Origin of the sequence: Kitasatospora sp. NPDC057904, assembly GCF_042887925.1 — a bacterium.
In the GTDB taxonomy this organism is placed as follows: Bacteria; Actinomycetota; Actinomycetes; order Streptomycetales; family Streptomycetaceae; genus Kitasatospora.
Genome location: NZ_JBHVOL010000003.1, coordinates 317,118 through 328,836, shown reverse-complemented (window position 1 = coordinate 328,836; position 11,719 = coordinate 317,118). Strand labels below are relative to the sequence as shown.

Sequence of the window (11,719 nt, the reverse complement as noted above, 5' to 3'; positions counted from 1 at the left end):
CGGTCCGGGCGCGGTCCGGGCGCGGTCCGGATCCAGCTGACGGCGGTCCGGCGGCAGGTCCCGGGTCAGCTCAGCGGTCGTAGTCGACCGTCACCCGGTCCGTCAGCGGGCGGGCCTGGCAGGTGAGGACGTAGCCCGCGGCCAGTTCCTTCTCCTCCAGCGCGAAGTTGCGGCGCATCTCCACCTCGCCGTCGGTGACGAGCGCGCGGCAGGTGCCGCAGACGCCGCCCTTGCAGGCGAACGGCAGGTCGGGGCGGGAGCGCTGGGCCCCGTCGAGGATCGAGCGGTCGCGCGGGAGGGAGAGCGTGCTGCCGCGCCCGTCGAGGACGACGGTGACCTCGCTGTGCACGCCGTCCGCCCCGGCGTCCGCCGCGTCGGGGTCGTCGGCCCGCTCCGTGACCGGCTCGTCCTCGGCGTGGAACAGCTCCTGGTGGACGCGCTCGCCCGGCACGCCCAGTTCGGCGAGCAGGTCCTTCGCCCCGGCGACCATGCCGAACGGGCCGCACAGCCACCAGTGCCCGACCCGCCCGACGTCCACGAGGGCGCCGAGCAGCGCGCGCACCCGCTCGGGGTCCAGACGGCCGCTGAGCAGTTCGGCGTCCCTGGTCTCCCGGGACAGCACGTGGACCAGCTGGAAGCGGCCGAGGTAGCGGTCCTTCAGGTCGGCCAGCTCGTCGGCGAACATGACGGTGTCGCTGCGCCGGTTGCCGTAGAGGAGGGTGACGGTGGAGGCGCGGTCGGCGGCCAGGACGGACGCGGCGATCGACAGCATCGGGGTGATGCCGGAGCCGGCCGCGAGCAGCACGTGGTCGGCGGGGACGCCGAGTTCGGGGCTGAACAGGCCGGTGGGCGTGAGCACCTCCAGCTCGTCGCCGACCCGGGCCTCGCGCACCAGCCGACGGGAGAACAGACCGCCCGGCACCTCGCGGACGGCGATCCGCAGCGGGCCGCCGGCGGGGGCGCAGATCGAGTACGAGCGGCGCTCGTCGCAGCCGTTCACCTCCTGGCGCAGCGTCAGCGTCTGCCCGGGCCGGAACGCGTACGCGGCGGCGAGCGCGTCCGGCACGGCGAAGGTCACCGCGACGGCGTCCTCACAGAGCCGTTCGATCCCGGAGATCCGCAGGTGGTGGAAGACGGGGCGGCGAGCGGCCGCGGGAGCCGCGACGCTGATCCCGGCGCTGGTCTCGGCGCTGGTCTCGGCACTGGTCTCCGTGCTGGTCTCGGCGCTGGTCTCCGTGCTGGCGGCGGGCATTCAGATCTCCTTGACGCGTTCGAACGGCTCGCGGCAGGCGCGGCAGCGCCAGAGGGCCTTGCAGGCGGTAGAACCGAACCGGGACAGCTCCTCCGTGTCGGCGCTCCCGCACTGCGGGCACGGCACTGGGGCGGCGGAGGCGGCCGTCCGGGTGGGGCCCAGGGTGAGCGCGACCGGCGCCGCACCAGCGGCCCCCGCGCCCGGGCGCGGCGGGGCGATGCCCGCCTCGGCGAGCTTGCGGCGGCCCTCGGCGGTGATCATGTCGGTGGACCACGGCGGGTCCAGCCGCAGCCGCACCCGGACGTCCCGGTAGCCGGCCGCGCGCAGGCGGCGGTCGACGTCGGCGGCCATCTCCGCGACGGCCGGGCAGCCCGAGTACGTCGGGGTCAGCCAGGCGGTCACCGCGCCCGTGGCGCCGTCCGCCTCGACGTCGGCCAGCACCCCCAGGTCGGCCAGGGTGAGCATGGGCAGCTCCGGGTCCGGGACGGCCGCGGCGATCGCGCGGGCCAGGTCCCGCACGGTGGGCTCCGCCGACACGCCCGCGCCCGTCACCACGTCGCCCCCGGGTGGGCGCGGGCCACCGCCTGCAGCTCCGCGAGCAGCGGTCCCAGTACCTCCGTGTGCACGCCGTCCCGGCCCGCGCGGCCCAGGACGGTGGCCAGCGGCAGCACGTCCGGCACCGTCAGCCCCGCCTCGGCGAGGACCGCGGCGAGCGAGCGCAGCACCGGTTCGCGCAGCACCGCCGGGTCGACGCCCACGCGCAGCTCCACCGGGTGCGCCGTGAACAGCTCCTCCAGCAGCGGCCACACCGCGTCCAGCCCGGCCTGCATGCGCGCCGACGAGTACGGCGTGCCGTCGCCGAGCCGCAGCGTCCAGGCGGTCGCGTACTCGCGGTGGTACGTCAGCTCCTTGACGCCGCGGGCGGCGACGGCCGCGAGCACCGGGTCCGGGTGGGCGCTCAGCGCCTCGTACAGCGCGCCGCGGGCGGTCGCGAACACGAGCAGGCGGGCGACCGAGTGCGCGAAGTCGCCGTTCGGCGTCTCGACGAGGCGGACGTTGCGGAACTCGTGCTCCTCGCGCCAGTACGCGAAGTCGTCCTCGGTGCGCCCGGTGCCGTCCGCCTGGCCGGCCCTGGTGAGCAGCAGGCGGGCCTGGCCGAGCAGGTCGAGGCCGAGGTTGGCGAGCGCGACCTCCTCCTCCAGCTCGGGCGCGCGGGTGCACCACTCGATCAGCCGCTGGGCGAGGATCAGGGCGTCGTCGCCGAGCATCAGGCAGTAGGCGGCGAGGTCGGCGCCGTCCACGCCCTCGGGCAAGGCGCTGTCCACGCCGAGCAGCGGGTCGGCGAAGCCCGTCCCGTACGCCCAGCGGCCCTCGCCCTCGGGGCCGGGGGCGGCCTCGGAGAGGCTGAGGTAGACGTGGTCGTCGTCCGGTGCGGCGGCGGTGCCGGCGGGTGCGGTGTGGTCGTGCACGGTGGTTCCCCCGTCAGATGTGCGGGACATCCTCGGGGATGTCGTAGAAGGTCGGGTGGCGGTAGATCTTGTCGCCGCTGGGCTCGAAGAACGGGTCCCGCTCGTCCGGGGTGGAGGCCGTGATCGCGTCCGAGCGGACCACCCACAGGCTCACGCCCTCGTTGCGGCGGGTGTAGAGGTCGCGGGCGGCGAGCAGGGCCATCCGGTCGTCGGAGGCGTGCAGCGAACCGACGTGGACGTGGTTCAGGCCGCGCCGGGGGCGCACGAACACCTCGTACAGCGGCCAGCCGGCCTTGGCGGCGCCGTCGACGTTGGACTCGGTCACTTTCCGTTCTCCTGTTCGGTGCTGCTGGGCTGCCCGCCGGCGCGGTGCTCGGCGGTCCCGTGCTCGGTGCCCCGGTGCTCGGTGCCCCGGTGCTCGGTGCCCCGGTGCTCGGCGCCCCGGTGCTCGGCGGCGCGCTTCTCCGCGTAGGCGACGGCCGCCTCGCGGACCCAGGCGCCGTCCTCGTGGGCGGCCCGGCGGCGCTCGACGCGCTGGGCGTTGCACGGGCCCTGGCCCTTGATGACGCGGGTCAGCTCGGCCCAGTCGGGCTCGCCGAAGTCCCAGCCGCCGCGCTCGTCGTTCCGGCGCAGCTCGGGGTCGGGGAGGGTCACGCCGAGGTGCTCGGCCTGCGGGACGGTCATGTCCACGAAGCGCTGGCGCAGCTCGTCGTTGGTGTGGCGCTTGATCCGCCACGCCATCGACCGGGCCGTGTTCGGGGAGTCGGCGTCCGAGGGGCCGAACATCATCAGCGACGGCCACCACCAGCGGTCGACTGCGTCCTGGACCATCCGGCGCTGGGCGTCGGTGCCGCGCATGAGGGTCATGAGCAGCTCGTAGCCCTGGCGCTGGTGGAAGGACTCCTCCTTGCAGACCCGGACCATCGCGCGGGCGTACGGGCCGTAGCTGCAGCGGCACAGCGGCACCTGGTTGCAGATCGCGGCGCCGTCGACCAGCCAGCCGATCACGCCGACGTCGGCGAAGGTGAGGGTCGGGTAGTTGAAGATCGAGGAGTACTTCTGGCGGCCGGAGATCAGCTTCTCGGTCAGCTCGGCGCGGTCGACGCCGAGCGTCTCGGCGGCGGCGTAGAGGTAGAGGCCGTGGCCGGCCTCGTCCTGGGCCTTCGCGAGGAGGATCGCCTTGCGGCGCAGCGACGGGGCGCGGGTGAGCCAGTTGCCCTCGGGCTGCATGCCGATGATCTCGGAGTGCGCGTGCTGGGCGATCTGGCGGATCAGGGTCGCCCGGTAGGCGTCGGGCATCCAGTCCCGGGGCTCGATCCGCTGTTCGGCGGCGATCACCGCCTCGAACCGCTCCTCCTGCGTCTGTGCGGGGACCGGCTCGGCCACCTCTGCTGTCACCACGGTCCCCTCTCACGTGCCTTCGCCGCGCATCAACCGACTGACCGTTCGGTCGGTACCATTCTGCGCGGCGAGGCAGGGCCCTGGCAAGGGATGAGGGTGGCGGGGATGGCGCGGGTGACGGGGGATGCGGGGACGCAGGGGCGTCAGGAGGTGCGGGGGTGCGGTGCGGGTGGACAGACAGATGACAGCGAACAGATTTCAAAATCTGTTCGCTGTCATCTGTTATCTGTTCGCTGTCATCTGTTCGTCGTCAGTCGTCAGCCGCCCGCCCGTCAGCCCTCCGCGCGGTCCCGCAGCCTCGGCAGCGGCACCGCGAGGAGCGCGGCGAGCAGGGCGATCCGGGGAGCGAGCTGATCGATCCGGATGTACTCGTGCCGGGCGTGCGCCCCGGCGCCGACCGCGCCGAAGCCGTCCAGCGTCGGCAGTCCTCGCGAGCCGGGCAGGTTGGTGTCCCCCGCGCCGCCCGCCGGACCGCCGTCGAGCTGCTGCCCCAGCACCGCCGCGAGCGAACGGACGTGCCTCAGCAGCGGATTGCCCGAGCGCTCCGGCCACGCCGGACGGCTCGACAGCACCTCGGTGCGCACCCGCGCCCCCGGCCGCAGGGCGGTCAGTCGGGCCAGGTTGTCGAGCGTCCGGCGCTGCGCCTCGGCGGTGGAGAACCGCAGGCCGAGCTCGGCCTCGGCCCGCCCCGCGACGACGTTCGCACGCGAACCGCCGCTGATCCGACCGGCGTTGAGCTCCGTTCCGGGCTGACCGGCCAGGCCGCGGACCACGACGAGCTGGTCGACGAGCTCGTCGACGGCCGACACCCCGTCGCGGGAATCGTTGCCCGCGTGGGCCTCCCGGCCGGTGACGGTGAGCCGCACCCGGCTGCTGCCGCGCCGGGCGGTCTTGAGCCGGCCGTCCGGATGCGGCGGTTCGAGGCCCAGGACGGCTGCGGCGCCCCGCAGTTGGCGCTCCACGAGGCGCCGCCCGTCCGGGCTGCCGATCTCTTCGTCGGACACCACGACCACCCGAACGCTGCGGTGCGGCCGCTGCCCGAGGTCGGCGAGGAGCGCGAACGCGCCTTCCAGGACGGCGAGGCCGCCCTTCATGTCGACGACGCCGGGACCGGTGAGCGTGCCGTCCTGTTCGGCGACGGGCCAGTCGGCGAGGGTGCCGACGGGCCAGACGGTGTCGTGGTGGCCGACGATGAGCAGGTGGGGCAGGGTCTCGTCCTGCCCCACCCACTCCAGGACGAGGTGGTCGCCGGCCGGACCGGGTTCGCGACGGGCGGTGGCTCCGGTGGCACGGAAGCCGGCGGCCAACTCCTCGGCGAGGGCGTCGAGTCGGGGAGCGTCACCACTCGGGGACTCGATCCGCGCCAGGTCGGCGCAGCGGCGCCGGACGCCGCCGGCGAGGGTCCGGGCGCGGGTGCTGAGGGCCTGCGGGAGCCCGGGGAGCGCGGCGGTGGAGGCGGGTTGGGCGACGGCGCCGGGCCGGGCCTCGACGACATGGGTGTCGGCAGCACGGGTCTCGGACCGGGCCGCAGCACGGGCCTCGGACCGGGTTTCGGACCGAGTCTCGCCCTCGGTGGCGCCAGGCACGGTCGCCCTCCCGGTGGCGGTCACAGTGGCGTTCACGGAGGAGGCGGCCTTGGGCACCGGCGCGGAGGCTGCGGTGGACGTCGTCCTGGGCGTGGACTTCGGCGCGGTCGTGGCGGGCGCAGTCGCGGCGGGTGCGGCCTCGGCGGGCGCAGTCGCGGCGGGCGCGGGTGCGGCGGGCGCGGGTGCGGCGGGTCCGGGTGCGGCCGGTGCAGTCGTGGCGGCCGCGGTCGCACGCGGCGACCCGACGATCTGGGGACTCAACGCTCGCCTCCTCGGCCGCCGCCGGTATTCAGCGGCCGCACCGGCCGGCCGGTCCATCCGGCGTGCCGGACCCGGGCGGGCCGGGCCGGGCGGCCGGAATGGTGGGCGGTCCGTCCGGACGGCCCGTCCGGCCCAACTGCGGTGGAACGGCTGGTCGGCGTGCTTGGCATTGCGTCCTCCTCGCTCGATCCGGTGGCTCCGGTTCACCCGGTGCCCCGTGGACGGCGGCTTCGTAGCGGTGGGCGCGGTGAGCGCACCGCAGGGAAGCCGAGATGTGAGCCTAGAAGAACCGTTCGGCTTCCTGCGAGGTGGCCCTGCTCCCAGCGTGCCGGGCCGGACCCAGCCTCGGGCACCCGTCGGGGAACGGCGGCGGACGCTCGGCGTGCGGGCCCGGTTCGGCGCGCGGACGCGGTCGCCGGATCGCGTCCACCTCCACCATGGACCCGCCGCCGCGCTTCGGCAGCGCAAACCGCCAAGGCGCCGCATTTCCACGCCGGATGGGTGACACGGGCTCAGCGCGCGGTACGAATCCGGGGCGCGACCAGGGGCATCGGGGTCACCCGCCGGGCCGGGAGCCGGAGGCGGTGCCGGGACGCGCCGGGCTCAGGCGCCGTCCGCCACCAGCCCTGCGTCGCGTGCGATCAGCGCGGCCTGGACGCGGTTGCCGACGCCGAGGGCGGTGAGGATCCGGCTGACGTGTGCCTTGACGGTGCTCTCCCGCATCCCGAGGACGCCCGCGACCTCGGCGTTGGAGAGTCCGTCGGCGAGTTCGCGCAGCACGTCGGTCTCACGCGGGGTGAGCCCGGCGACCCTGTTGCGGGCCGCGACGGACCGGGGCGCGCCCGTGCGGTGGTAGCGGTCGATGAGGCGGCGGGCGGCGGACGGGTGGAGCATGCCCTGTCCGCCGGCGACGACGTGCACGGCCCGCGCGATCTCGGCCGGCGGGGTGTCCTTGAGCAGGAAGCCGTCGGCACCCGCGGCGAGCGCCCGGTAGACGTATTCGTCCAGGTCGAAGGTGGTGAGCGCGATGACGCGCGGGGCCTCGGGCAGCTCGCGCAGGCGGCGGGTGGCGGCGATGCCGTCGAGGCGGGGCATCCGGATGTCCATCAGCGCGACGTCGATCCGTCGGGCGGCCGCCAGTTCGACGGCCTGGAGGCCGTCGGCGGCCTCGGCGACGACGACGAGCCCCGGGTCCTGGGCGAGCAGGTCGACGAGGCCGAGCCGGACCAGTGCGTCGTCGTCGACCACCATTGTGCGGATCATGGGACGTCCTCGGGCAGCGGGGGCGGAGTGGGGGTCAGGAGGATGGGCGGGCCGGGCACTATGTCCGGATCCGGTCTGTCTGTCGACGGCCTGGCCGAAACCGGCCCAGCGGAATCCGGCCCTTCCGCGTCCGACTCGGCCGAAACCCGACCGTCCGGATCCGGTCGGCCTGGCCGCCGCCGCGGACCGTCCGCTCCAGCCGACACCGCCCCATGCGCGGCAGGGACCTCCGGGAGCGCCTGCGACGGGCGCTCCGCTGCCGGGAGGCGTGCCGAGAGGCGGTAGCCGCCACTGCCGTCCGGCCCGGCGTCGAGGTGTCCGCCGAGCGCGGCGACACGTTCGGCGAGCCCCACCAGGCCGTAACCTCCGCCACTCGCACAGCCGTTGGGCGTCGCCGATCCTGGACCATTACGAACCTCGACGGTGGTGGCCGGGGCTCCGTAGCCGACCCGGACGGTGACGGGTGCGGCGTGCGCGTGCTTGCGGGCGTTCGTCAGCGCCTCCTGGACCAGCCGGTGCACGGCCAGGCGGTGGGTGGTCGGGACGGTGTCGGGATCGCCGACGAGGGCGAGTTCGACCTCCTGTCCGGCCTCCACGGCCTCGCCGACCAGCTCGGTGAGATCGCACAGGGGAGGCGCCGCCACCCGCGCGGACTCCTCCGCCCGTGACCCCGCTTCACCGTCCTGCGGCCTCGGTTCACCGTCCAGCGGCCTCGGTTCGCGCGACTGCTGCCTGGGCGGCGAGTCGGCGCGCAGCGCCCCGAGGACGTCGCGCAGGTCGTCGAGGGAGTGGGCCGCGGTGGTGCGCAGGAGTTCGAGCCGGTGGGTGAGCCGGTCGGGGTCTTCGGCGACGGTACCGGCCCTGGCCTGGTCGCGCAGGACTCCGGCGTGCAGCACGAGGAGGCTCAGGCGGTGGGCGAGGACGTCGTGCATCTCCCGTGCGATGCGGGCCCGTTCGGCGGATCGGGCCTGCTCGGCGCGCAACTCCCGTTCGCGGCTCAGTGTTTCGACCTGTTCGCGCAGGGTGCGGATCAGGACGCGGCGACCGTGCAGCCAGAGGCCGACGGACAGTGTCGCGGCCTGGAGCAGGAGTTGGGATCCGGTGGTGCCGGCCCAGCCGACCAGTGTGTCGGCCCGGGTGGCGTTGAGCACGGCGATGGCGGTGCCGCCGACGACGGCGGGACCTACGCGGCCGAGATAGGCGAGGTGGTAGACGCTGAACAATCCGGGCAGGGCGCGGTTGAGCAGACCGCCGGTGAGGACCGGCAGCACGGCGGAGGCCACCGGATACCGGCGGGCGAGGAGCAGGGAAAGCGAGGCGAGGGTGGCTGCGACGGCCTCCGGCACACGCAACGGATCGTCCGTGCGGGACCAGTGGACGAGCGCTTCCTCGACGGCGAGCGCGAGGACGGCGAGCAGGAGCAGCGTGTCGACCCATGGGCGGCGGCCGGGTCCGTACCAGCCGAGCGGGCCCGTGCGCATCGGCCCACCCCCGTCCTCTCCCGACGATCCCTCCATCCGTCCGGCTCGATGCTACGGGCGGCCGACGCGGCGCGGCCCCCTCCTTGCGGTCACCGGGACCCTCGACTTTCGTCAGGGGTCGGCGCGGTCCGTCGGCCGATTCCGGGGACTTCAGGCGCTCCTAGCGTCGACGGCATGACGAACGAATGGTCCGACTCATCATCTCCGCACGACAGCTCACCCCAATCGGCGACCCGCGACCATCTCCTGTTCTTCGCCGAGGCACTGCGCACCTTCCACGACACCGGTGCGCTGGCCCCGAGCAGCGCGGAGCTGGTGAACGCGCTGGTCATTCCGACGACCAGCCGTCCGAACCGGCCGATCTCGGTACTGGAGGTCGGCGCCGGAACGGGTGTGGCGACCCGGCGGCTGGTCCAAGTGCTGCGCCCCGGCGACCGGTTGCACGTCGTCGAGGCGAACCCGCGCTTCGCGGACCGGCTGCGCGAGGACCGGGTGCTGGCCGCGCGTCCGGCGGGGCTCGAACTGCGGCTCTCCGCTTGCCGGGTCGAGGAGCTGGACGATGCGGCGGGCCCGGCGGGCGGCCGCTACGACGCGATCGTGTCGGGGCTGCCGTTCACCAACTTCGAACCGGCGCAGGTCCGAAGGCTCCTGGACCTGTACGTGCGGCTGCTCGTCCCCGGCGGCGAGCTGACGTACTTCGGCTACCTGGGGACGACGGCCGCCCGGACCCTCACCTCCGGACCACGGCGCGGCGCCCGGCACCGGGCGGTGGTCCGCCTGCTGCGACGGTTCGAGGCGGCGTACGGACTGGGCGAGCGGACGGTGTGGCGCAACCTGCCCCCGGCACGGGCCTGCCTGCTGCGCGCCCCGGGCGGCCGGGCGGCCTGGGACGCGGCGCCGCGCACCGGACTCCGCCCCCTGGCCGGCGAGGACACGGCCACGGTATCCGGCGAACCGACGGGCGACGCGGCTCCGGCCGCTCGATGATGGACCGGGGCCACGCCCGGCCCCGCGATTCCGGCAGCGAGGAGCCCGCGATGACCCTGTCCGTACGTGATGCCGAGGAGCGGAATCGCTTCGAGGCCTGGGTGGACGACCGCATGGCGGGCTTCGCCGAGTACCTGCGCAGCGACAACCTGGTGGTGTACCCGCACACGGTGGTCGAACCGGACTTCGAGGGGCAGGGCGTCGGGGGCGCGCTGGCCCGCGCCGCGCTGGACGACGCCCGCGCCCGGAACCTGCCGGTGCTGGCGACCTGCCCGTTCATCAAGGCCTGGATGATCCGCCACCCCGAGTACACGGACCTCGCGTACGAGAACCGCAGCCGGGTGAGCGACTGATGGGCGGCGACGGCACCGCCGCGCGCGGCGCGAAAACGTACGAGGCCGCGGGGATCACGGTGACGTTCGACGCGGGGATCTGCCGGCACGCCGCCGAGTGCGTGCACGGGCTGCCGGCGGTGTTCGACACCGGTCGGCGGCCGTGGATCTCCCCGGACGCGGCGCCCGCCGCGGACGTCGCCGAGGTCGTGCGGCGCTGCCCGACCGGCGCGCTGCGCTACCGGCTCGCGGACGGCGAGGCGGAACCGCCGGACCGGCCGACGACGGTGACGCGGACCGCGGACGGGCGGTTGCTGCTGCGCGGCGAGCTGCGCGTGGCGGGCCCGGACGGCGAGGTGCGGGAGACGCCGAGGGCGATGCTGTGCGGGTGCGGACGCAGCGCCGAGCAGCCGTACCGCGACCGGAGCGGCGCGTGCGGGGGCGGGGCTGAGGGCACGGATGTCGGGGGCACGAATGGCGGGGGCGAGGCCACCGATGGCGGGGCTGCGAGTGGCGAGTAGACAGATGACAGATTTCAGATAACAGATGACAGCAAACAGATTTTGAAATCTGTTCGCTGTCGTGCCATAGTGGCACCCGGGTCACTTCGTCCATCGCCTCCCGGCGCCGTACCGACCCTTGGAGCCCTCATGTCTGCTTCCGACCGCACCCCGAAGCCCGCGCAGCGCGCCCTCGGCGCCGCCGGCCCGCTCACCTCCGCCCTCGGCCTCGGCTGCATGGGCATGTCCGACCTCTACGGCCCCGCCGACGAGTCCGAGAGCATCGCCACGATCCACGCCGCCCTCGACGCGGGGATCACGCTCCTCGACACCGGCGACTTCTACGGCATGGGTCACAACGAGTTGCTGATCCACGACGCCCTGCGCGGCCGCGACCGCTCGGACGTGCAGATCAGCGTCAAGTTCGGCGCCCAGCGCGACCCGTCCGGCCAGTGGGTCGGCTACGACACCAGTCCCGCCGCCACCAAGACGGCGCTCGCCTACACCCTGCGCCGCCTGCGCACCGACTACGTCGACGTCTACCGCCCGGCCCGCCTGGACCCGAACGTCCCGATCGAGGAGACGGTCGGCGCGATCGCGGACCTCGTCAAGGCCGGCTACGTGCGCCACATCGGCCTGTCGGAGGTCGGCGCCGACACCCTGCGCCGGGCCGCCGCCGTGCACCCGATCAGCGACCTGCAGATCGAGTACTCGCTGCTCTCCCGGTCCGCGGAGGCAGCCGTCCTCCCCACCGCCCGCGAGCTCGGCATCGGCGTCACCGCCTACGGCGTGCTCTCGCGCGGCCTGCTCAGCGGCCACTGGAACACCGAACGCCCGCTGGCGGGTACCGACTTCCGCGGCCACAGCCCGCGCTTCCAGGGCGACAACCTCACCCACAACCTCGCCCTCGTCGAGGCGCTGCGCGACGTGGCGACGGCGAAGGGCGCGAGCGTCGCGCAGGTCGCCATCGCCTGGGTCGCCTCGCGCGGGGAGGACGTCGTCCCGCTGGTGGGCGCCCGCCGCCGGGACCGCCTGGCGGAGGCGCTTGGCGCGCTCGACGTCGAGCTCACCGCCGCCGACCTCGCGGCCATCGAGGCGGTCGTCCCCGCCGGTTCGGCCGCGGGCGAGCGGTACGCCGCCGACCAGATGGCCCGCCTCGACAGCGAGCGCTGACCGGCCGGAGCACG

12 protein-coding genes are annotated in these 11,719 nt (G+C 74.7%); 4 read left to right on the top strand and 8 right to left on the bottom strand.

Annotated features, from left to right (window positions below; all coding sequences use genetic code 11):
- Positions 1-70 precede the first annotated feature (70 nt).
- From paaE to ACFVSN_RS10200, 8 genes are all read right to left on the bottom strand, one after another.
- Positions 71-1,252 carry a 1,2-phenylacetyl-CoA epoxidase subunit PaaE gene (gene paaE, locus ACFVSN_RS10235; protein WP_387954456.1) on the bottom strand — a complete coding sequence of 394 codons (1,182 nt, stop codon included), beginning with the start codon at positions 1,250-1,252 and terminating at the stop codon, positions 71-73.
- Positions 1,253-1,771 carry a 1,2-phenylacetyl-CoA epoxidase subunit PaaD gene (gene paaD / locus ACFVSN_RS10230; protein ID WP_380489652.1) on the bottom strand — a complete coding sequence of 173 codons (519 nt, stop codon included), beginning with the start codon at positions 1,769-1,771 and terminating at the stop codon, positions 1,253-1,255.
- Between the two features lie 29 nt (positions 1,772-1,800).
- The gene (paaC, locus tag ACFVSN_RS10225) at positions 1,801-2,721 is read right to left on the bottom strand and encodes a 1,2-phenylacetyl-CoA epoxidase subunit PaaC (RefSeq protein ID WP_387954454.1); all 921 of its coding nucleotides are present in this window, start codon (positions 2,719-2,721) and stop codon (positions 1,801-1,803) included.
- 13 nt (positions 2,722-2,734) lie between these two features.
- A complete protein-coding gene (paaB, locus tag ACFVSN_RS10220) occupies positions 2,735-3,046 on the bottom strand; it encodes a 1,2-phenylacetyl-CoA epoxidase subunit PaaB (protein ID WP_380499938.1) in 312 nt (103 codons plus the stop codon).
- A complete protein-coding gene (gene paaA / locus ACFVSN_RS10215) occupies positions 3,043-4,119 on the bottom strand; it encodes a 1,2-phenylacetyl-CoA epoxidase subunit PaaA (RefSeq protein WP_387954452.1) in 1,077 nt (358 codons plus the stop codon). Before paaA ends, paaB begins: the two co-directional genes overlap by 4 nt.
- A 275-nt stretch (positions 4,120-4,394) precedes the next feature.
- Complete coding sequence (locus tag ACFVSN_RS10210; protein ID WP_387954450.1) at positions 4,395-5,969, bottom strand: M20/M25/M40 family metallo-hydrolase; 1,575 nt, start codon at positions 5,967-5,969, stop codon at positions 4,395-4,397.
- A 603-nt stretch (positions 5,970-6,572) separates the two neighbouring features.
- Positions 6,573-7,232 carry a response regulator gene (locus ACFVSN_RS10205; RefSeq protein ID WP_387954448.1) on the bottom strand — a complete coding sequence of 220 codons (660 nt, stop codon included), beginning with the start codon at positions 7,230-7,232 and terminating at the stop codon, positions 6,573-6,575.
- Positions 7,229-8,713 carry a sensor histidine kinase gene (locus tag ACFVSN_RS10200; protein WP_387954446.1) on the bottom strand — a complete coding sequence of 495 codons (1,485 nt, stop codon included), beginning with the start codon at positions 8,711-8,713 and terminating at the stop codon, positions 7,229-7,231. Before ACFVSN_RS10200 ends, ACFVSN_RS10205 begins: the two co-directional genes overlap by 4 nt.
- 174 nt (positions 8,714-8,887) lie before the next feature.
- Between ACFVSN_RS10200 and ACFVSN_RS10195 the strand changes: the two genes are divergently transcribed.
- From ACFVSN_RS10195 to ACFVSN_RS10180, 4 genes are all read left to right on the top strand, one after another.
- Positions 8,888-9,700 carry a class I SAM-dependent methyltransferase gene (locus ACFVSN_RS10195; protein ID WP_387954444.1) on the top strand — a complete coding sequence of 271 codons (813 nt, stop codon included), beginning with the start codon at positions 8,888-8,890 and terminating at the stop codon, positions 9,698-9,700.
- Between the two features lie 50 nt (positions 9,701-9,750).
- On the top strand, positions 9,751-10,053 hold the full coding sequence (locus tag ACFVSN_RS10190) for a GNAT family N-acetyltransferase (protein ID WP_380499944.1): 303 nt from the start codon (positions 9,751-9,753) through the stop codon (positions 10,051-10,053).
- Positions 10,053-10,553: a (4Fe-4S)-binding protein gene (locus ACFVSN_RS10185; RefSeq protein ID WP_387954442.1), complete on the top strand. Its 501-nt coding sequence runs from the start codon at positions 10,053-10,055 to the stop codon at positions 10,551-10,553. The genes ACFVSN_RS10190 and ACFVSN_RS10185 overlap by 1 nt, the downstream gene beginning before the upstream one ends.
- Before the next feature lie 129 nt (positions 10,554-10,682).
- Positions 10,683-11,705: an aldo/keto reductase gene (locus ACFVSN_RS10180; protein WP_380437322.1), complete on the top strand. Its 1,023-nt coding sequence runs from the start codon at positions 10,683-10,685 to the stop codon at positions 11,703-11,705.
- The last annotated feature ends 14 nt before the right edge of the window (positions 11,706-11,719 follow it).